General features: G+C 62.1%; 24 protein-coding genes. 1 reads left to right on the top strand and 23 read right to left on the bottom strand.

Annotated features, from left to right (window positions below):
* Positions 1-5: 5 nt before the first annotated feature.
* From sctS to BMX68_RS06595, 11 genes are read right to left on the bottom strand one after another with little or no spacing between them, the layout of a single operon-like run.
* Entirely contained in the window at positions 6-275 is a 270-nt protein-coding gene (gene sctS, locus BMX68_RS06645; protein ID WP_017128406.1) for a type III secretion system export apparatus subunit SctS, read from the bottom strand.
* Between the two features lie 3 nt (positions 276-278).
* Positions 279-935, bottom strand: coding sequence for a type III secretion system export apparatus subunit SctR (gene sctR, locus BMX68_RS06640; RefSeq protein WP_017128407.1), 657 nt, complete (start codon positions 933-935; stop codon positions 279-281).
* Positions 932-1,984, bottom strand: a complete 1,053-nt coding sequence (gene sctQ, locus BMX68_RS06635; RefSeq protein WP_017133808.1) for a type III secretion system cytoplasmic ring protein SctQ — start codon at positions 1,982-1,984, stop codon at positions 932-934. Before sctQ ends, sctR begins: the two co-directional genes overlap by 4 nt.
* Positions 1,981-2,451, bottom strand: coding sequence for a type III secretion system stalk subunit SctO (sctO, locus tag BMX68_RS06630; protein WP_017133807.1), 471 nt, complete (start codon positions 2,449-2,451; stop codon positions 1,981-1,983). Before sctO ends, sctQ begins: the two co-directional genes overlap by 4 nt.
* A complete protein-coding gene (locus tag BMX68_RS06625; RefSeq protein ID WP_060782436.1) occupies positions 2,448-3,776 on the bottom strand; it encodes a FliI/YscN family ATPase in 1,329 nt (442 codons plus the stop codon). The genes sctO and BMX68_RS06625 overlap by 4 nt, the downstream gene beginning before the upstream one ends.
* Positions 3,773-4,366, bottom strand: a complete 594-nt coding sequence (locus BMX68_RS06620) for a FliH/SctL family protein (protein WP_017133806.1) — start codon at positions 4,364-4,366, stop codon at positions 3,773-3,775. The genes BMX68_RS06625 and BMX68_RS06620 overlap by 4 nt, the downstream gene beginning before the upstream one ends.
* Positions 4,359-5,003 (bottom strand): hypothetical protein, encoded by a 645-nt coding sequence (locus tag BMX68_RS06615; protein ID WP_074861963.1) that lies wholly within the window; start codon positions 5,001-5,003, stop codon positions 4,359-4,361. The genes BMX68_RS06620 and BMX68_RS06615 overlap by 8 nt, the downstream gene beginning before the upstream one ends.
* Positions 5,000-5,782, bottom strand: a complete 783-nt coding sequence (sctJ, locus tag BMX68_RS06610) for a type III secretion system inner membrane ring lipoprotein SctJ (RefSeq protein WP_017133805.1) — start codon at positions 5,780-5,782, stop codon at positions 5,000-5,002. Before sctJ ends, BMX68_RS06615 begins: the two co-directional genes overlap by 4 nt.
* Before the next feature lie 4 nt (positions 5,783-5,786).
* On the bottom strand, positions 5,787-6,242 hold the full coding sequence (locus BMX68_RS06605; protein WP_026013385.1) for a hypothetical protein: 456 nt from the start codon (positions 6,240-6,242) through the stop codon (positions 5,787-5,789).
* A gap of 31 nt (positions 6,243-6,273) precedes the next feature.
* A complete protein-coding gene (locus BMX68_RS06600) occupies positions 6,274-6,495 on the bottom strand; it encodes a hypothetical protein (RefSeq protein WP_017133803.1) in 222 nt (73 codons plus the stop codon).
* Between the two features lie 48 nt (positions 6,496-6,543).
* The gene (locus tag BMX68_RS06595; RefSeq protein ID WP_017133802.1) at positions 6,544-7,113 is read right to left on the bottom strand and encodes a hypothetical protein; all 570 of its coding nucleotides are present in this window, start codon (positions 7,111-7,113) and stop codon (positions 6,544-6,546) included.
* A 205-nt stretch (positions 7,114-7,318) separates the two neighbouring features.
* On the opposite strand from BMX68_RS06595, the gene BMX68_RS06590 reads away from it, so the two are divergent.
* Positions 7,319-8,113, top strand: a complete 795-nt coding sequence (locus BMX68_RS06590; RefSeq protein ID WP_017133801.1) for a tetratricopeptide repeat protein — start codon at positions 7,319-7,321, stop codon at positions 8,111-8,113.
* A gap of 11 nt (positions 8,114-8,124) precedes the next feature.
* On the opposite strand, the gene BMX68_RS06585 is transcribed toward BMX68_RS06590, so the two are convergent.
* From BMX68_RS06585 to iolE, 12 genes are all read right to left on the bottom strand, one after another.
* Positions 8,125-8,538, bottom strand: coding sequence for a hypothetical protein (locus BMX68_RS06585; protein ID WP_017133800.1), 414 nt, complete (start codon positions 8,536-8,538; stop codon positions 8,125-8,127).
* Between the two features lie 16 nt (positions 8,539-8,554).
* Positions 8,555-9,859 (bottom strand): type II and III secretion system protein family protein, encoded by a 1,305-nt coding sequence (locus BMX68_RS06580; protein WP_026013383.1) that lies wholly within the window; start codon positions 9,857-9,859, stop codon positions 8,555-8,557.
* Complete coding sequence (gene sctV, locus BMX68_RS06575; protein ID WP_017133798.1) at positions 9,856-11,997, bottom strand: type III secretion system export apparatus subunit SctV; 2,142 nt, start codon at positions 11,995-11,997, stop codon at positions 9,856-9,858. The genes BMX68_RS06580 and sctV overlap by 4 nt, the downstream gene beginning before the upstream one ends.
* Complete coding sequence (locus BMX68_RS06570; RefSeq protein WP_017133797.1) at positions 11,994-12,329, bottom strand: hypothetical protein; 336 nt, start codon at positions 12,327-12,329, stop codon at positions 11,994-11,996. Before BMX68_RS06570 ends, sctV begins: the two co-directional genes overlap by 4 nt.
* Complete coding sequence (locus tag BMX68_RS06565) at positions 12,326-12,685, bottom strand: hypothetical protein (protein WP_017133796.1); 360 nt, start codon at positions 12,683-12,685, stop codon at positions 12,326-12,328. Before BMX68_RS06565 ends, BMX68_RS06570 begins: the two co-directional genes overlap by 4 nt.
* A 28-nt stretch (positions 12,686-12,713) precedes the next feature.
* Positions 12,714-13,658: a SctD/MshK family protein gene (locus BMX68_RS06560; protein WP_017133795.1), complete on the bottom strand. Its 945-nt coding sequence runs from the start codon at positions 13,656-13,658 to the stop codon at positions 12,714-12,716.
* Positions 13,659-13,856: 198 nt separating this feature from the next.
* Positions 13,857-14,018, bottom strand: a complete 162-nt coding sequence (locus tag BMX68_RS25845; RefSeq protein ID WP_017128419.1) for a hypothetical protein — start codon at positions 14,016-14,018, stop codon at positions 13,857-13,859.
* Positions 14,019-15,056: 1,038 nt separating this feature from the next.
* A complete protein-coding gene (gene iolG / locus BMX68_RS06550) occupies positions 15,057-16,070 on the bottom strand; it encodes a bifunctional inositol 2-dehydrogenase/D-chiro-inositol 1-dehydrogenase (RefSeq protein WP_074861958.1) in 1,014 nt (337 codons plus the stop codon).
* A 40-nt stretch (positions 16,071-16,110) separates the two neighbouring features.
* Positions 16,111-18,048 carry a 3D-(3,5/4)-trihydroxycyclohexane-1,2-dione acylhydrolase (decyclizing) gene (gene iolD, locus BMX68_RS06545; RefSeq protein ID WP_074861954.1) on the bottom strand — a complete coding sequence of 646 codons (1,938 nt, stop codon included), beginning with the start codon at positions 18,046-18,048 and terminating at the stop codon, positions 16,111-16,113.
* Positions 18,045-18,869: a TIM barrel protein gene (locus BMX68_RS06540; protein ID WP_017133791.1), complete on the bottom strand. Its 825-nt coding sequence runs from the start codon at positions 18,867-18,869 to the stop codon at positions 18,045-18,047. The genes iolD and BMX68_RS06540 overlap by 4 nt, the downstream gene beginning before the upstream one ends.
* A 35-nt stretch (positions 18,870-18,904) precedes the next feature.
* Positions 18,905-19,717: a 5-deoxy-glucuronate isomerase gene (iolB, locus tag BMX68_RS06535; protein WP_017133790.1), complete on the bottom strand. Its 813-nt coding sequence runs from the start codon at positions 19,715-19,717 to the stop codon at positions 18,905-18,907.
* Complete coding sequence (gene iolE, locus BMX68_RS06530; protein ID WP_017133789.1) at positions 19,714-20,607, bottom strand: myo-inosose-2 dehydratase; 894 nt, start codon at positions 20,605-20,607, stop codon at positions 19,714-19,716. The genes iolB and iolE overlap by 4 nt, the downstream gene beginning before the upstream one ends.
* Positions 20,608-20,621: the final 14 nt, after the last annotated feature.

The raw sequence follows: 20,621 nt of genomic DNA, 5'->3' as shown, positions 1-20,621 counted from the left end.
ACCGCTCACCGGGTCCAGAGCGGGAAGTTGTCCAGCACCTGGTTGCCCAGTTCCATCACCTGCCCGGCCAACAACGGCCCGACAAACACAATCACCAGCAACACCGCCACCAGCTTGACTACCTGGGGCAAGGTCTGGTCCTGAATCTGGGTCAAGGCCTGAAACAGCCCGACACTCAGGCCGATGATAATTGCCACTCCGAGTGCTGGCGCCGACAGCAGCAACACCGTCATCAGTGCCTGTTTCATCAGCCCGAGAAATACGTCCTGGCCCATGGGTCAACTCCCGTAACTGAGGATCAGGCCGTGCATCAGACGTGACCAACCACTCAATGCGACGAACAGGAAAATTTTCAACGGAATCGAGATCAGCGTCGGCGAAACCATCGACATCCCCATGGCCATCAACACATTGGCCACCAACAGGTCCACCACCAGAAACGGGATGTACAGCAGGAAGCCGATTTCGAAGGCACGGGTCAGCTCCGAGCTGACAAAGGCCGGAATCAGCACCACCAGGTCGTCGTCGCGCAGCTGTTCACGAGCCTCTGGCGACCAGATAGTCTCGGTGGCCTGGACAAAGAAGCCGCGCTCCTGGACATTGGCGAAGCGCGCGAGGTGCGCCTGCAGGGGTGGCCGCAGGGCATCACCGAGGGCCTTGACGTCCTCCACGTGCTCCAGGTTGATGCTGTGGCCCTCGACCTGGCGGTACATATCGCCGATCAGCGGCGTGGTCACATACACCGAGAGAATCAGCGCAATGCCGTACAACACCAGGTTAGGCGGCGTCTGCTGGACACCGAGGGCGTTGCGGATCAGAAACAGCACCACCGAGATCTTCATGAAGCCGGTCAGGGTCACCACTGCCAGCGGGATCAGCCCGATGGTAGCCACCACCAGGATGATCTCGATCAGATTGGGTTGGTAGCCGGTCATGGCGCGGCGAAACTCAGGATCCGTACACCCAGGCCGTCGCCGATGCGTACCAATTGCCCCTGGCCCAGCTTGCGACCATTGACCAGCAGGTCGACACCGTCCAGCACCGGCGGCGTCAGCAGCAACAGGCTACCGGCGCCCAGCTCGCGCAACTGCGCGAGCGATACCTCGACGCTGCCGGCCTGGCACACCAATTTCAGCGGCAGGTCGTCCAGTTGACTGTCCAGGCTGGCACTGCTGTCGAGATCACTCATTGCATTCTCCATGTCAGGGGGTATCGGTTGCGGTGCTTCGATCAAACAGAAACGGCTGCCGTCGCTGCGGCCCCTGGCTTGCAGGCGCTCGGCCAGGGTCAGGCGCAATTGGTCGGCCGGCAGGTAGTCGAGCATCACCACATCGCCCGGTTGCAGGCTGCGCAAGTCACTCAGGCGCAATGGTGCGTGACCGGCTTCGATGCGCCCACTCAGGCACAGTTGTGGCAGCGGATCGGCCCGCTTCGCCAGGTTTTCCTCTAACAGCGAGGCGACCCAATGCGCGGAGATCGGCGTCATTTCCACGACCACCGCAAAAGCCGGCGCATCGCCCAGGCGAATGCTGACGGTCAGGCTCACGACGAAATTCGGCGGCCGTGGCAAACGCGAGCGCACGGTGACCTGTACTGGCTTGCGCAGCCGTGTCTCGATCGGCTCGATCAGTGCGAGCAACGCCATTTCCGTCAACAGCGTCATGGCCAGCGGATCGAGCCCCGTGGCTGGCGAATCGACCGACAAATCGCCGAGCAGGCCGTCGAAGACCTGGGCCGGCACCAGCAGGCGCAGCGGCTCATGCTCCAAGGTCAACAGCACTTCCTTGCTGCCCGGCAGAGCTCCACCAGGGCTGGCCCATTCCACCGTCAGCGCCTGTCCTGCCCATTCACCGACCCAGGGTTGACGCCGTTGATGCAGACGGTTGATAAGCTTGACCAGTACCGGGTCGATCAATTTCAGGCTGTCGACCAGAGGCTTGACCGGGCGAGTCTCGAGCCGAGGTCCGGGTTCCTGGCACGTCATGAGCCGGAGCCCACGGCAGACCGCGCCAGATCCGATTCTTCACGGGTCTCGCGCATACCCTGCTCCATCCGTTCGCGCCGTTCCACCAGGGTCTGCCAGGCTTCGGATTGACGCTGGCGCATCAGCCGCTCGCGCTGACAGGCATCGCGCAGCAGTTCTTCGGCCTGTAGCTTGTGCGACACTTCACCCACCTGCTCTTCCAGCACGTCCTGGCCCTCGGCAAGATCTTGCAAGCGTGCCTGGGCGGCCTGCCAGTTGGCCACCGACAGACCACCCTCAAGTGCCGCATAGATCGCCTCGGCTTCGTGGGCGATGGATTCGCGGTGCTGGCGCAGCCGTTCCTTGGCCTGATCGCGTTCGCTGCCGGTTTCTCGGACCCGTTGCTGCTGGGCCACCAAAGCGGTGGTGGCGCGTTGTTCACGCAGGACTCGAAGGCTCTGCAGACTCTGCAAGGTTTTGGTTTTCATGACAGTACCTGATGCAAGCGGTGAAGGGTTTCGGCCTGGTTACTGGATTCGTGGGGGCCCTGGCGCAGGAAGTCCTCGATGTCGGCGTGACGGGCAATCGCTTCATCCGTCAGAGGGTCGCTGCCGCTGGCGTACTCGCCGATGCGAATCAGCATCTCGACCTCGGCATGACGGGCCATCAGCTCGCGGATCCGCATCGCCAGGTGCAAGTGTTCTTTGCTCGCCACCTGCTCCATCAGCCGGCTGCGGCTGCGCAGCACATCCACTGCCGGAAAATAGTTGCGTTGCGCCAGTTCGGCACTCAGGACAATGTGCCCGTCGAGGATCGAGCGAGCCTCTTCGGCCACCGGGTCGGTGGCCGCGTCGCCTTCGGTCAGCACCGTATACAGCGCGGTAATGCTGCCTCGTGGCGCCGGTCCGGCACGTTCGAGCAGGCGTGGCAAGGCGGAAAAGAACGACGGCGGATAACCCCGGCGGGTCGGCGGTTCGCCCACCGCCAGGCCGATTTCGCGCTGAGCACGGGCAAAGCGAGTCAGGCTGTCCATCAGCAACAGCACATTCCGTCCCTGGTCGCGATGATATTCAGCCAGGGCCGTGGCAACAAACGCCGCGCGCACCCGCTCAGCCGCCGGTCGGTCGGAAGTCGCCACCACCGCCACGGTACGCGCCCGAGCCGTGGCGTCGAGTTGTACATCGAGCAGCTCGCGCACCTCGCGCCCGCGTTCGCCGATCAGGCCGATGACAATCACATCGGCCTCACTGTTGCGAATGATGCTAGCCAGCAGCGAGGACTTGCCCACCCCCGGCTCGCCGAAAATCCCGATGCGCTGGCCTTGGGCCAGAGTCAGCAGGCCATCGATCGAACGCACGCCGAGGAACATCGGCCGCACGATTAGTTGCCGAGTAAAGGGCGGTGGCGGCTCGGCATGCAACGGGTAGGTTTCGAACAGGCCGCCCGGCAGTTCGCCATCGGCATCGAGAAAGTCGCCCATAGGGCCGATGACCCGACCCAGTTGCCCATCACCGACCACCACGCCGAGGGCTTCGCCGGTGGCGGTAATTTCGGTGCGGGTCGACAGGCCTTCCATCGAGCCAATCGGCGACAGGATCGCCTCGTCAGCGTCGAAACCGATGACTTCCGCCGCCAGGCTACGGCCACTGCTGGGGTCGAGCAGTCGGCACAGTTCACCGATGCGCACACCGGCGACACTGGCTCGCAGCAGGACCCCGCGAATACTGCGAATGGTGCCCTTGACCGGCCGTGGACGCGCACCGGACAGACGTGATTGCAGACGCGGTAGCAGGTTGTCGAGGATCGCGCTCATGCCAGGGTCTCTTCGGACTGGGGTAACAGACCTCGGCGCAATCCGGCCAGTTGCGCGTCAAGACCCAGCTCCACGGAGCCGACCGGACTGCTCAGGCGCGTCTGGTCAGCAGTCAGTTGGTCATCGGCCTCCACGGCGACGCCGGGCGTCGGTAGCGGTTCGACCGCCAGCGCCTGACGCACGCTGTCGAGATGCTCGCGCGCCACGTACAGAGTCAGTGCCTGATCCTGGCGAAAAGCGGTCATGGCCTGGCGGGTGCACCGCAGGATTCGCTCGCCTGCGTCCAGCTCGCCCATCACCTCGCGGGCAATGTTCAGCGCCAGGTCGGCAAATGCGCTTTCCAGGCCGTGGAGGTAGGCGTCGACTTGCCGGGCGGTGTCCTGCAGCAGCAGCGCCGCCTGTTCGGCCCCTTGCCGTTCGGCGCTGGCAAAGCCTTCGGCGCGGGCGTCGGCCAGCCACTGCTGGCTGTCGTTGCGAATCGCCAGGGCTTGATCGCGAGCGGCCTGGAGAAAGGCGAAACCATTGCTCCAGGCATCCGCTTCGGCGGCCCTTAGGATTCGCCCGGTCGGGCGACTGGGCAGCTCACTCATCTGGGCTCTCCTTATCGGGACCTTCCTCGGCGGACAGCAGCGCGGCGGCGCGGCGCACGATATCGATATCTCGACTCAGGCGTGCCTGGTCGAACTGCGGGCAGTCCAGGCGCAGGCTCAGCCAGCCTTTGAGAGATTCGGGTTGCTGATGCAGCCAGGCGGCAACACAAGTCTGACCGTCACGATCAATAGCCTCCACCAGTTCGGCGGGCTCGCGCAGCAGATCGGCGGCACCGGCCAGAGTCGGCAAACTCATGGCGTGGGTAAATACCTCGGAGCCAAGGCGCTGGTGTAGTTCGCCGACCACCTCGCTGCGAATCTCCCGGCGCAGGGTCGCTCCATGCCAGATGGCACCGCAGAGCCTGGCCAGGCGGGAAAACGCCTGAGGGCTCAAGAGCAATACCGGCAGGTCAGCAGGATCGGGCTTCGGCACTTCGGTCCAGGGCAACAACGCGAAACGCTCGTGCAGCCGCCGCAGCAGCCGAGCCTCGAAGCGCGACAGGTTGCGCAAGGCGTGCAGTTGTCCGCTCGAAACCGCGCCGGCAAAACATTCGGCCAGGCTTTCAAGGCCGATAAAGGTCAGCGGGTGAGCAGTCAATTGCTGCCAGCGTTCGAGCAGTTCCGACGACGAATTCATGGGCTTTCCTTCAGCGGGTACAGGGCGATCGCGTCGCGTTGCCGGCGCAGGCGCCACAACAGGACAGAGGCCAGCCCGACAATCGCCAGCAGCAGGCCGCCGAATAACAACCAAGCCCAGGCCAGGTTATCGGCGACTATCCACAGGCCCATGAAACGCGCCAGCGGCGGTTGGCCCTGGCCTTTGCCGGGCACGGCGGCGGCCTTGATCGCCGTCACCGAGACACCGTCATAACTCAGCCCGGAAATACCGTTCGCCACCAGGGTCTTGATCTGGGGAATCAGCGGGTCGATATCCACGCCAGGGTCATAACGCACCAACACCGAGGCAGACGACGGTGAAATCACCCGTTTGAGCAGGTCGTTGTCTGGCAGTACCACATGCACACGAGCCGAAAGAATGCCGTCGATCTGCGACACCGAGTGCGACAGTTCCTCGCTCAGGGCATAGACCATCTGCGCCCGTTCCTGGACCGGCGACGACACCAGACCGTTGCCCTTGAACACCTCGCCCATATTGGAGAAGTTCTGCAGCGGTAAGCCGGCGGCGTCGAGCAGTGCCATGGCCTGGGCAAAGCGATCCTTGTCCACCACCACGGTGATGCGGCCGTCATCCTGGACCTTGCGGCTGGCCGGGACGCCGTCGCGCAGTAGCACGGCGACCATTGCGTTGGCCTCACGCTCGTCGAGGTTGCTGTAGAGGTCCATGTCGCAGGCCTGGAGCAGACAGGCGGTGACCAGGACGATGACGAAGCGCAATATGCGCTGGGCTCTGGACATCGGTTTATTGCCCTCGCAACAAGGTATTGGCGGCACCGGAGATCTGCGTGGCGCCACGAACCACCATTTGGGTTTCGATGGAGTAGTCGAACATTCGGCTGAGGGAATGCACGACCTGGTCAAGGTGCTGGTCGGTGACTTTCTTTGTCGATTCGGTGCCGGCGCCACTCGCCGTGCTGCCGCTGGCGGCAGTCGGACTCGCCACTGGTGGATTGCTCATCGGCGAGCCGTTGCTCAGGGCATCGGCCCGTTCGGCAAAGGTCCGCGAACGGTCGATAAAACCGTTCAGGCGCTCCATCAGGTTGCTGCCGATCTGGTGCGGGCTTGCACCTTCGGGCATCGAGCTCTTGGCACTGTTGGCCATGTGCTCGAAGAGATTCTGCGAAGCCACGAGGCCACCCTGCCCTCCGGCAGGCGGCGCCGCCGCTGTTGCTGTTGTCGCCGCTAGACTCACTGTCATGGTGTTACCTCTGGTAGGTTAGGGCCGGGGATCATTCGTCGCCGTCGTCGTCCGCCATGGCGTCGTTGAGCAGCTCATTGAGGCGCGGCATGATGATGAATTGCCCACCGATCTGAATGGCGCCCTGGACCATAAAGTCGGTGAGCTGCTGGTCGTCGCCGCTGGTGTCGCTGGCCTTGTCGACCGCCGCGTCGAACTTACTTTGTGCGTCGACGGCAGGGGTACCGCCGCCTTCGATTGGATTGACTGCCATGATGTATCTCCTTCAAGTGGGATTGCTTGGGGGTCACGGATTGCAAGGTCACTCGGTACTGACTGTGTTGCCACGAAAGACCCGCACGCCTCGCTCGCGAGCCGCCACGGGCACGGCGGCAGGACGCTGCAGGTCAAGGTGTTGCTGGATCAGCATGAGATAGGCCGGCGGCCCGGAGACGAACAGTTCGTCGTCAAGCGGTCCCGCATGTGTCGACAGGTGCTCGCCGAAGACATCGAGATCGTCCAGGTAGGCCTGCAGTTGCTCACGGCCCACTCCATGGGTCTTGAACAGGCGGGTGGCGGTTTCTTCGTCGGTGCTGACATACAGCACATTGCCGTCGAAGAACCAGGTCAGACCATTGGCGTCGGTGATCAGGTCGAGAAATTCGCCGGCGGTCTTGGCCTGGATATGGCTGCGAGCCTTGCCATGGACCTTATCGGACATCACCACCACCAGTTCAAGATTGTGCCCGAACTCCTCCAGCGCACCGCGTATGTCCTGGTCGACCAGCACATAGGCATAGGGTTGGGCATACCAGGCCGGCTCGTCGGCCGCTTGGGCAAGCGCACCGATCAGCGCTACAAACCCCACCAGCAATCGCAGCAGATTAATCATGGACGCCATTTCCCCGCAGAGGGATCGAACACCCGCCCTGAAACCTCGCTTGCCACTGAGAGCACTTACAATCCCCGAAGACGTTTTCCATGGCTTCGGACATAAAACAATCGGACCGCATTTCAGGGTCGATAAAATGACTTTCGGGTGTCACACTCGCCGTCCAAGTTGTCATGTGTTCCCCCTTGCCTGAGGAGTTGCAGTCTTGCCCAAGCCTTTCCCGTCCGCCCTGTTGCTGTTGAGCAGCCTGCTGCTGGTGTCCTGTGCCAACACCCCTGACAACGCGACCGGCGGCGGTGACAGCTACCAGCGGTTCATGCGCCTGGCCAATGACGTCAACGGTCGTGGCGATCCGGGCACGGCGGCGGCGCTGTATGAAAAAGCTGCGGCCCAACCGGGTGCCGAGATCGAGGCCTGGCGCAAGCTCGGTCAGGCGCGGCTCGACAGTGGCGATGCGCGGGCTGCCGAACGCGCTTTCCAGCAGGGCCTGGAGCTCAAGCGTGACGACCCCGTCGCGCTGCTGGGGCTGGGCACGGCGCAACTGCGCCAAGGCAAGCTCGACCGCGCGGCGGTTGCCCTGACCCAGGCGGCGAGCACGTTGAACACGCCGCAGGCCTACAATCGGCTGGGTATCGCTCAGGTACTGCGCGGCCAGACCGCAGACGCCCAGGCGGCTTTCGGCAAGAGCCTGGCCCTGGCCCCTACTGACCTGGATACTCAGTGCAACCTGGCCCTGGCCTATGTCCTGGGCGGCAAGGCCGATCAGGCCCTGAGCAGTATTCGTCAGGTCGGCCAATCGCCTCGGGCGCAGCCTCGGCACCAGCGCAACGAACTGCTGATCCTGGTACTGGCCGGGCGTGAAGCGCAGTTGAGCACGCTGGCGCTGGACGATATTGCGCCGGCCGAGCAGCAACGGCTGCTGGTCGAAGCCCGACGCATCAAGGCCATCGCCGATCCAGCCGCCCAGGCACGCGAGCTGGGGTTGATCGACAGTCACTGATCCGCCCCCATTCATTGAGCGGCCCCGGTGCTGGTCTGGGCTTCCTGCACCGCTTCGCGGCGCTCCTGCTTTTGCCGGTCCTGTCCTTCGATATAGATCTGCGCCGCTCGCCCCACTGGCGCGGCCATGGTCGGGCCGGTGCTGCGGCCCTGAACCAGGTCCTGGCGCTGCTCGACCATTTGCAACAGATTCAGATTGTTGGCGCACCCCAAGGGCAAGGTCGAGCTCAGATCCGGCTCATCCCCTACCACTTCCCGATTGGTTCGCGGCGGTTTCTGGCACTCCACCGGGATCAGCCCGGCGCGCCCGTTTGCATCGCGGGCACTGAGGTAATCCGCCGAATAGGCCACCGGTTCGAGATGGGTCTTGCAGGCGCCCAGCAACACTAGCGAGGCCAGGACGGGTATAAACGACAGGCTTTGCATAGTCTCGACTCCCGGATCAGTTCATGTAGAAGCCGAACGCGCCGCCGCTGCGCGGTCCGGCGGAGGCCGTGGTGGTGCCCTGCATGCCGTCCAGCGGTGTCGCCAAGGTACGACCGCGTACCGGCTCCACCAGATAGGGAGTGATCAGGATCACCAGCTCGGTTTCATTGCGCTGGAAACGCTTGGAGCGGAACAGGTTGCCTAGTACCGGTAACTCGCCGAGCATCGGCAGCTTGTCGACGTCCTGGCTGGTCTCGCGCTGGAACAAGCCAGCGATCGCGAAGGTCTGGCCGCTGCCGACCTCGACCCGCGTGTCGGCCCGGCGGACCCGAAACGATGGCACCTGGATGCCGGAAATGGTGACGGGGTTGCTGTCCATCAAGCTGCTGACCTCGGGCCGTACCTGCAGGGCAATCCGGCCGTTGGGTAGCAGCGTCGGGTTGAATTGCAGCGACACGCCGAAGGACTTGTATTCGATCCCCACCAGGTCACGGCTGACCGGCACCGGGACCGGTACTTCGCCGCCGGCGAGGAAGCTCGCGGTCTGGCCGGTCATGGCAGTGATATTCGGTTCGGCGAGGATTTCCAGGATACCGTTGCTTTGCAATGCCTCAAGCATTGCGTCGATATTCACGTTACCGGAGCTGAGCCCGCCGCTGATCACGTTGCTTGAGCCCGATATCGCACTGGTGGCAAGCGAACTGCCAGTGATCAGGCCGAAAGAGAAGGTGCCGTTATTGAACAGCGAATTCCAGTTGACCCCGTAGCTCAGCAACTCGGAGCGCGAGACTTCAGCAAAGCGCACACGAATATTGACCTGGGCCGAACCGGGATAGGTCGCACCGTTGACACTGCCCTGGAAATTTTGCCCGCGGGGATCGAGCAAGGCATTCAAGTCTGCGGCCTCGGCAACGCTGCCGACGTTGCCTTGAGCCAGCATCCGGTTGCCGGCGCCGCTGATCCGTGCCGTGCTGGTGGGGTGAAGCTCGCGCAAGGGTTGCGCGACGGCCTGGCTACCGGTGCTGATCGCCAGGATCAGCGAGGCCAGCTCTTTGCCGGCGCTATCCAGGGTGATCAGACTGGTCTGGCCGACGCTCTTGCCGAACACATAGATCTGTCCGGGCGATACCACTTGCACATCGGCCACCGCCGGGTCGGCAACCATCACCGAGTCGACAGGGACGCTGAAATGCAGGATACGCCCCTCCCCGGCCGCCAGGTCGAGGTTGCCATGGCTGCCGCTGGCAATGTCCTGGGCCGCTTGCAGACCAGGCGCCAGCAGGATCAAAAGGAGGAGCCAGAGTGGAGGGAATCGTCTCATGAAGCGCTCGCTAAAGAGGTGACCGAGGCACCGGCGGTGTTCCGGCGATAAGCGGCATCGGGCAGGCCGAGAGTAACCAGAGCTTGCAGGTTGTATTCGGTGGTCAGTTCGCGGAACGACAGCACTGGCAGCTCGACTTGCGCTCGCTGAACCAGGCGACGCATGCTTCGGCGCAAGTCGGCATGGACCAGCAACACGGTGCGGTTGTGGGCCGGGAGCTTGTCGCAGGCCTGGCGTAGCTGGCTGATCAGCGAGCGGTTGATCTCTTCCGGCACCAGCTCCCGGGTCGGCTCTGGCCGGCGCAGGGCCGCACGCAACTGTTCCTCCAACGGCGGCGAGAGCACAAAGGCACTGATGACCCGGTTACGGTCGGCGTATTGATGGCAAATCTGCCGGGCCAACGCCGCGCGCATATGCTCGCCCAACCGAGCGGCATCGCTTTCACGGGCGCCCCACTCCACCATGGCCTCCAACAGCGCTCGCTGGTTGCGGATCGACACGCCCTCGGCGACCACATGACGCAGGGTTTCGGCCATGCGCTGCAACGGCACCACGCGCAAGGCCTCCTTGACCAACTCGCCGTAGCCGGACTCCAGGCGAGCAAGTAGTTGGCGGGTTTCCTGGATACCGAGAAAATCCCCCGCATAGTGCCGCAGGCTGCGTTCAAGCACCGCGCGCAGGACCTCGTCGGGAAACAGGAAGGCGGTACCGGAACTACGCAGGTTTTCTTCGTGGCTCGCCTCGACCCACTGTGCCGGACGCCGGGACAACGGTGAGTCGGCTTCCAGTCCGGGGATTTCCAGTAAGCTCAGGTGTACCGAGTCGTCCTGCAGCAACAAACGACCGGCGGGGAGTTGACCCTCGCTGACGGGGACACCTTCGAATTCGACCCGAAAATGCTCGGCGCCCAGGGCATTGTCGACATAGACTCCGGGCAGCGGGATGTCCACCCCCAGGTCGTTACGAATCTCATGGCACAGAGCTTCGATCTTCTGGCGCAACGAATGCAGTGACGAGACTTCAGCCAGGGCGGGTCCCAGCACCAGCAGGACCCGGCTATCAGGCACCAACTCGGGCAAGGGCTGCGCCAACGCTTCGGCTTGCGGCTCGCTGATGAGTTCAGCCTGCTCTTCGATCTCCGCCGAAGCATTCAGCCGATCACGGCGATGTAAGCCGAACACCGCACCACCGATGATCAGCGCCAAGCCGATAAAGATCGCCGAAGGAAAACCCGGCAACAGGCTAACCCCGGCCAGAATCAGCGCGGTCAGAATCAGCGCGCGCTGACTGGCACCCAGTTGTCGGACAATCTCGGTGCCGAGGTCGCCCTGCACGCCGTCGCTATTGACTCGGGTCACCACGGTGCCGGCGGCCACCGAGATCAGCAGCGCGGGGATCTGCGCAATCAGGCCGTCACCCACGGTCAGCAACGAATAGGTGTGCACCGCATTGGCGAAGCTCATGCCGCGTTCGAGCATCCCAATGAGCATCCCGCCCAGCAGGTTGACCAGCAGAATCACCAGGCCAGCGATGGCATCGCCCTTGACGAACTTCATCGCACCGTCCATCGCGCCGAACATCTGGCTTTCCCGCTCCAGCCGCGAACGCCGCCGACGCGCCTCGGCCTGGTCGATATCGCCGTTGCGCAAATCGTTGTCGATGCTCATCTGCTTGCCAGGCATCGCATCCAGGGTGAAACGCGCCGCCACTTCGGCCACCCGTTCGGCGCCCTTGGTGATGACGACAAACTGCGCCACGGTGATGATCAGAAACACCACCAAGCCCACCACCACCTGCCCGGCGATCACAAAGTCGCCGAAGGCCTTGACGATATGTCCGGCATTGCCGTCCAGCAGGATCAGGCGCGTGGTGGTGATCGACAGTGACAGGCGAAACAGCGTGCTGAGCAGGATCAGCGGTGGCAGCGCGGAAAACTCCACCGAATGGGAAATGTAGAACGCGACGATCAGGATCAGGATGCTCAGGGCGATGTTCAGCGCGATCAGCATGTCCACCATATAGGTGGGCAGCGGGATGATCATCATCACAATGGCCATCAACATGAACGCGACAATGATCACGTCGCTGCGCTGAGAAGCGCGTCGGGCCAGGTTATTGAGTTGCTGGCTGAAGTTCATTGTTCGGCCCTCCGCGCCGCCAGGTAACGTTTGAAACACAGCCGCGCATCCTCTTCGTTGCCCACCACCCAGAGCGCCCGGCTGCGCAGCAGCAGCTCGCCGCGAGACTCGCCCTCCAGAGCGCGCAGGCGATCCAGTGCCGCCAGGGCGCGCAGCCCATCGCCAGCATCGGTAAAGGCCATGGCCAGGCTGCGCAGCAGTTCACCGTCGCGTGGTGAAACCTGCACGGCGATCAGCAGCATCACCAGAGCGCGCGGGGTCTGGCCGTTGCGCCGATACAACTCGCCCATGCTCTTGAGCAACGCGGCAAGGTCCTCGTCTTCACGGTTCATGACACCTGTACCTCGGCGCGCTGCTGTTCGACTTGCTGGCGGGTTTCGATTTCCTCACGAATAAAGTCCTCGGCCATCTCACGCACTTGTGGCTCGAAATCCAGGGCTGGCAAGACCTGCTCCAGCACCCGTTGCAGAATTTCCAGGGAACGACCGTTGCCGAACAGTTCGGGGCTGACACTCGACGCCGCGTCTGCTTCGCTGGTGTGTCCGCGCAGGGCCTGACGGGCTCGCACCTCGCGCTTGCGCAGAACCGCCTCGAAGCTCGCCGCCTGGCGCTGGCTAACGGCATTGATGCTTTGGATCGCAGCGGTTTTGTCGGTCAGTTGCACTGACGGGCGATCGACAATTCTCATCGTTCACGCTTCCTTCGGATGGTGCGGGTCATAAAGTGAAGGTGAAGCGTTCTTCGCCACGAGCGAGGACAACCTCGTTATTTTCAATCCGCTCGATCACCCAATTGTCCGGCAACGCGGCACCGGGATAGAGGCGCATGCCGGAGTCGTTGACCACATAAGGATTGGCGCCGAACCAAACAGCCTGGAAACGTACCCGTGGTGCGGCCACGCCTTCGCGCACACTGACGTTCTGATGCAGGATGAAAGTGCGACCATAACGGCTGTCGAAGCCTTTCTGCAGGGCGATCCATTGCGGTTTCTGGGTAGCGTCGAACGAGCCAAGGGCCAGTAGCTGACCCTCCTTGAGCTGCACCGTGATGCCGCTCAGGCGAGCCGCACGCAAACCGTTATCGAGATACCCTTTGGCTTCGGCCAGGGTTAGCGCAGGCTGGCCGACGCCGAGCTCGGCGGGAGAAGCCACGCTGATCGAATCGACAACAGGTAGCGGCTCACTGCGTAACGCAAAGGCGGTGGTAGCACAGACCGCCAGTAAACCCAGAGCAATCCAGCGCCAACCACTACTGGTGACGCTGTTCGGTGCACTGGCAATTGGCGTGCGGACACTCAGCGGGGGCAAGGGCTCGCGATCAAAGGCGAGTTGCAACTCGACGGTGTCCAGCAGGATCCGCAGCGGCATTCGCGCCCGATGGCCATTACCCAAGGGGACCGTCACGCTGCGTGCGCTATCGCCGATGACCCTTATGTCACCCCCCAGAGCCTCGATGGCAACGTAGGCACCGTCGAAACGCAGGCGCAGATGCTCCGCAGCGATGCCTGAATCGCGTAGCATCAGATCAGCCGTTACGGCGCCGCCGATCAGGTAGGTCGGTGCCTCCAGAACCAGCGATACCCCCTGATGCACCCCTTGGGTGATACTCAGAAGCGGCAAACCGCTGGCGGCGCTCGAAGGTCGGGATATCAGGGCTGTCATGACTGGACTTACCACCATCTACTCCGCTAACCGCAGCGGGCCATGTAGCAAATGCACCGATCAGGAACGGTGAACCGTCTTCGGCAGGCCTTGAGCCGGCACCGCAGACCATTCACATGAGATAAGGTGTAAGTTAAGTGCCATTGCGACAATCAGTCTGAACAGGCGAGCGGCGCCAGGCGCCGCTCGCGAGCCAACTCAGTTGGACGGACGCTGTTTGGTAGCGTCGAGCTCTGCTTTTTTGGCAGTGGACAATTCAGTGATTTTTGCAGACTTCTCGATTGCCATATCGAAAGTTGCTTGCATCTTGGCGATGGCTGCGTCTGCGTTGCCGGAGCTTACTGGTGGGACGTCGCTCATTTTGTATCTCCTAGTCTCGGTCAGAAGTTCCTTCAGTTGCACTATTGCAAACTGAAAGCTATGCAAACTACTGGTAATCACGAACGAGGATAACCTTCTCCTGAACCTGACCCCGTTGGTCTGCATGCGTTGCATAGTACTCAGATGAAATTGAAAGAAGCTGTGAAAGCTTGTGAAAACTTGTGGAGAACCAATGCTCATCCGATAACTAGTGGTTAACCGAAGTGCGCTTCTGAATATAGAACTGGGGAGGATACTAATTATCGAAATAATGGCTTCATCGACAGTCGATCCGCTACAACGGGAGTCAACCGCCAGGCGGCGTGTGGTGGCGTCGAAGACAGGGGCGAAAAGCGATTGCCACCAACGATCTGAACGGGCGAGCGGCCCAGGCCAGTAGCCGACGGTGGCATGGGTGCCAGTATTAGGGCCTCGGTACTACGGGGTCTGGCTGCAGGATGGCAGCTCAGGCAATGCCTTCGAGAGTGATTTCACCCTGTGGCGCTACAGGCATCGGCATCATGCAAGATATCGGGCTGATGCATACACCAAGGCTAAACTCCAACAATGGCTTGCCGATATATCGCATGAAAACAGTGATACTGAAATCACATCAGTGAAATTGTGAAAGCTTGTGAAAAGCTGTGGACACTCTATTTAACTTCCAAGGCACTCGACAGTTATTGAAGCTTTATCAGCGCCTTGAAGCTCGGTAGTTTACTCCAGGAAGTAACCAGCTTGTCAATTTGACCATTCGAATTTTGTGACATAGCCAACAAAACTGCGGGAGTATCGTCCGATTTGCGAGAATCCGCTTATTTATTGACCAACTTTGCATGCGCCGACAGCCCTGGTGAATTTTATACTGAGTTCCCCACGCCCGCCCCAATGCGCTAGCGGCCCGATGATCTTGCAGCGACGTATCAATCAGCGCAGACACCGGGCTGCTCAGTTGGGCCATGACCTGCACATTGCTCCCTGGCCTGTCGAGGCTCATCGCCTGCACGATGCAAGGCAGCTCGGTGCCAGCCACCCGGATCAGTTATAAAACGCCGGACGCGGTGGCAAACCGATCCGCACAATCGCGCCGCTGTTCTGCGCCTCGATGCAGGCATCGGCCGCCACCGCTGCGGCGAAGCCGTCCCAGGCTGATGGGCCACCGACCTGCCCGGCCCGCACGCCATCGATAAACCCTTGCAACTCGACGTCGTATGCCGCGATAAAGCGATCCTTCCAGTCCATCAGAATCGCGTTGGACAGCTTGGCTTGGCTGCGCAACTGCACCTGGGAGGGCTCCGGCAACCTGGCGATACCGGTTTCCCCGACCACTTCGCACTGGATGTCATAGCCGTACTGGCAGTTGACGAAGACCTCAACATCAATCCTGGTACCGCGCGCGGTCTCCAGCAGAACGATCTGTGGGTCCTTGAGATGAGGCAAGGCCTTAGGCGACTTGCGTGGAAACACCACCTGCACCGAGACATAGTCATCGGCCAGCAGCCAGCGCAGCACATCCAGTTCATGGATCAGGGTGTCGGTGATCGCCATGTCGGTCTTGTAGTTCTCACCCACGGTGGGGTTGCGGTGGGCGCAATGCAGCATCAGCGGTTCGCCGATCTGCCCGCTGTCAATCACCGCCTTGAGGGCTCGGTAACCCTGGTCGTAGGAACGCATGAAACCGACCTGGACCTGGCGCTTGCCATGGGCGATCTCGGCCTCGACGATCTTGCGACATCCGGCGGCGGTCACCGCCAGGGGTTTTTCGCAGAACACCGGCTTGCCAGCGGCAATCGCCGCTAAGACAAATTCCTCGTGGCTCGGCCCCCAGGACGTCACCAGCACCGCCTCGGCTTCCGGCGCGTTGATCAACGCATGACCATCGCAATAGATCTCAGCGACCAGGTCCAGCTCAGCCACTACCTTGGCCGCCTGTTCCAGATTGATATCGGTGACCGCCACCACCTGGCTGTTGAGCAAGGCCTGGCTGCAACGACGGATATGATCGCGGCCGATGGCACCGGTGCCGATCACGCCTAGCTTCAAGGACGACATAGAAGTACTCCCGTTGATAGTCTTATTAAAGGGTGAGCAATCAGTACTGCCGGGCTTTCGCCAATTGGGCATTGAGTTTTTTTGCCGCCGCGTCGGTACGCTCGCGGGTGGACACCTGCGCCACGCCGACCCGCCACCAGGACAGGTAGGAGTGGATCATGGTCTTGGGCAGGACCTTGATATCGATCAGCGTCGACACCGTCTGCAATGGCGCATCGGCCAGAGCCGAGTACAACTGTTCCAGGGTGCTGACTTTGTAGGTCTTGCAACCGTAGGCGGCGGCGCTCATGGCAAAGTCTACCGGCACCAAGCCGCCGTCGAGCTGGCCGGTCTGCGGGTTGCGATAGCGAAACTCGGTGCCGAAGCTGTCCATGCCATGCCCCATCTGCAGGTTGTTGATGCAGCCGAAGCTCATGTTGTCCAGCAGGATCACATTGATCTTGCGCCGCTCCTGGATCGAGGTTGCCAGCTCCGAGTGCAGCATCAGGTAGGAACCGTCGCCGACCAGGGCGTAGACCTCACGTGCCGGCTCCGCCAGCTTCACCCCCAGCGCCGCATTGATCTCGTAGCCCATGCACGAATAGCCGTATTCGACATGGTAGGTATTGACACCCTTGCTGCGCCACGCCCGTTGCAGATCGCCCGGCAGGCTGCCGGCCGCGGCGACTATCACCGCATCGTCGGCCAGGGTCTCGTTCAGTACGCCCAGCACCCGACTCTGGGTCAGGCAGGAGCCGGTCAGTTCGATAAATTCGCGCAGGACCGCCGGGTCGGTGTGGTCGTTGACCTCTGGAGCGAAGTCTGCTGCTTGGTACTCGATCTGATAAACCCGCTCGATTTCCTCTTCGAGCAGGACCTTGGCCTGCCGTGGCCGATCCCCCCAATCGCTGCGATAGCCCGAATCGGCCAGAGCCTTGGACAGTGCCTCTAAACCGCTACGGGCATCGGCCAGCAGTTGTACACCGTCGAGCTTGAGGGCGTCGCAGGGGCTGATATTGAGGTTGAGGAACTCGACCTGTGGGTGCTGGAACAGCCATTTCGAGGACGTAGTGAAGTCGCTGTAACGGGTACCGACGCCGATGATCAGGTCAGCGTCCCGGACCAACAGGTTGGCCGCCAGGCAACCGGTCTCGCCGATACCGCCGACATTCAGCGGATGCGCCGACACAATCGCACTCTTGCCGGCCTGGGTCTCGGCAAAGGGAATGGCGAAACGCTCGGCAAACGCCTGCAAGGCCGCACCGGCGCCCGAATAACGCACCCCGCCGCCGCAGATGATCAGCGGTGTGCGCTTGCCCTTGAGCAGCGCCACGGCGTCGCCGAGCATGGCGTCGGTGGCTGGCCGGCGGTCAAAACGATGCACGCGTTTTTGCAGGAAATAGTCTGGGTAGTCATAGGCCTCGGCCTGCACATCCTGGGGCAAGGCCAGGGTCACCGCACCGGTTTCGGCCGGATCGGTAAGTACGCGCATGGCCTGGATCGCCGCGCTCATCAGTTGTTCGGGACGGTTGATCCGGTCCCAATATTTGCTCACTGCCTTGAACGCATCGTTGGTACTGATACTCAGGTCGTGGAACTGCTCGATCTGCTGCAGCACCGGGTCGGGCTGGCGGCTGGCATAGACATCCCCCGGCAACAGCAACAGCGGGATGCGATTGGCGGTGGCCGTGGCCGCTGCCGTCAACATGTTCGCCGCCCCCGGACCGACCGACGATGTGCAGGCATAGATCCGACGCCGCAGGTGCTGCTTGGCGAAACCGATGGCGGCATGACCCATGCCTTGCTCATTGCGGCCCTGATGCACCACCAGTTCGCCGCTGTCCTGCTCAAGCGCCTGGCCCAGGCCCAGGACATTGCCGTGGCCGAAAATGCTGAAAACCCCGGCGACGAACTTGCTTTGCACCCCGTCCACCTCGACATACTGGTTATCGAGGAATTTCACCAGGGCCTGGGCCATCGTCAGTCGTGTCGTGCTCATGCCGCCACCGTGCGGGTCAGGTGATCCATGCTTGCCCCCACGGCCTGGCGGATATCCGTCAGGCCGTGGACGCTCTCGGCAAATGGCTCGAAGGACAGATGCCCTCTGTAGCCAGTGGCGAGCAAGTGGCGGATCTGTGCCGCGTTACCGAGAATATCCGCCTCACCCACCAGTACCCGATGACCATCGCGAATGCTCGCCAGCGGGGCCTCGGTATCTTCCACGCCGGAGATATGCACCAGGCCGGTCAGTTCGGGGAAAAACTCCTCTTCACCCGCCAGATGGTGATGAAAGGTGTCGTGTACCAGGCGGAACACATCCAGCCCGCCAATGGCCTCAATGGCATCGACCGCCTGGCGTTTGCGCCGCAGCGAACACTCCTCGAAACCCAATGGTTCGATAAGACCGAGGATGGCGTATTCGCGCAGGATCGGCGCCAGTTCATTCAATGCGGTGCGCAAGCCCGCGGCGCGTTCGGCGGCGTTACGCGGGTCGGTACGATCGTTCAACGGACACATGACCAGCGCCTCGGCCCCGCAGTCGCGAGCATAGGTCGCCAACCGGATAGCGTGGGCACGGCGCTCATCGTTCCACACATCGAAGGGGTACAGCGCATTGATGGACAACACCCGAAGTCCTTCGCCGGCACACAAGCGGCGAATGTCCTCGGGCGAGCTGCCGTCCTCGATCTCGATACCCTCGATGTCGTTGCGAATCTCGATGGCATCTGCCTTGAGGCTGACTGCCAGGGCGATGAAGTCCGCCAGGGCTAAGCGTGGGGCAACCATACGATTGAGGGCGAAACGCAGGGGCTGGCGCATTATCGTTGTTCTCCGTGAACAGGGGCTGGAATTCGTCAGAGGTCCATCAGCCAGGCGTGTTGAGGGTCGTTGTGGAACTGCCAGATGCGTTTGGGCCCGGCCATTACGTTCAGGTAATAGGACTCGTAGCCGTAGGGCACGCTGACCGGGTGATAACCCTTGGGCACCACCACCAGGTCGCTGTTCTCCACAGCCATGGCCTGGTCGAGGCTGCGGTCGTCGGTGTAGACCCGCTGGAAGACAAAGCCTTGGGGCGGATTGACCTGGTGGTAGTAGGTTTCTTCCAGGAAACTCTGGTGCGGCAGGTCATCGGTGTCATGCTTGTGCGGTGGATAGCTGGAGGAATGCCCTGACGGCGTGCGTACCTCGACCACTAGTAGCGAATGCGCCGGCTCGCTGTCCGGCAGAATATCGCAGACATAACGAGTGTTGGCACCTTTGCCGCGCACGGAGCGCTTCATCTGTTCGGGCCGGATCAACCGTGCTGGCAGCCGCGCGGACGCGCAGCCCGGTGCCGCGCAGACGGCAATCTGCACATCGTTGCTCAGGGCACTGATCCGGGCCTGACTATGAGGCGGCAGGTACGCGGCATAGGGCGACTGGTCCTCGAAGACCGAGTGCCGCTCGCCGATATTGCCCCAGTGAAAGCCCCCCTGCCCCGGCGTCTCGCCCTTGATATCGACCTGCCCGGACAGCACCACCACGCACCGTTCACGGTCATCGGCATCGACCGACAGGCTCTCCCCAGGGGGCAGGCGGTAGGCCGCAAATCCCACGTACTCCAGGGTTCCGGCAGGCAATGCGACCATCTGCTGGCCACGGGGAAAACTCTTGACCAGCAGGTTCATGGCACGCTCCTCTCGTTCAACAGTGCCCGCAGGGTGTCATAGCCTTTTTTCGCATAGGCGTAACTCGGAGCCACGGCCGGGTCCTGTTCCGCTTCGACCACCAGCCAGCCCCGGTAATCCGCGGCCAACAACACATCGAGCAATGCGGCAAAATCGATATCGCCATCGCCCGGTACCGTGAAGGTACCGTTGATGATGCACTCCGGGAAGCTCCAGAGGTTGTTGCGTGCCAGTTGCACCACGGGTTGACGCACATCCTTGAAATGCACATGGCAGACTCGTTGAATATGCTTGCGCAAAACCTCCAGCGGCTCGCCGCCGCCCATGTAACAGTGCCCGGAATCGAACAGCAGACCGACTTCCGGCCCCGTCAGGCGCATCAGGGTGTCGATGTCCGTCGGCGATTCGACATAGGCGCCCATATGATGGTGGTAAGCCAGGCGTATGCCTCGCGATAGAGTGAACCGTGCCAGCTCGGTGAGTTTGTCGGCATAGACCTGCCAGGCCTGTTCGCCGTGCAAGCGTGGTCGCTCGACCAGGCGGATGCGCTGGCCCTGGATAGAGTCGGCGACTTCACCGTAGACCAGCACCTTGGCGCCGTTGTATGCCAGCAACTCGACATGGCTGGCGATGGCATCGATTTCCTCGGCGGCGCCACGATGCGCCAGACGGCCAGAGTACCAGCCCGAGACCAATGCCAGGCCGTAGGGACGCAAGACATCGCCAACGCCTTTGGCGTCTTTGGGAAACTTGCCGTTGAGTTCGAAGCCTTCGTAGCCGATGGCCTGGCCTTCGCTCAAGGCAGTGCTGAGGGGCGTTTCGCCGCCGAGGGAAGGCAGGTCGTCATTGCTCCATGAAATCGGGTTGATGCCAATACGGATAGCGGGCATGGACTGCACCTTTT

Origin of the sequence: Pseudomonas agarici (genome assembly GCF_900109755.1) — a bacterium.
GTDB lineage: Bacteria > Pseudomonadota > Gammaproteobacteria > Pseudomonadales > Pseudomonadaceae > Aquipseudomonas > Aquipseudomonas agarici.
This window is presented reverse-complemented; position numbering and strand designations above follow the sequence as displayed.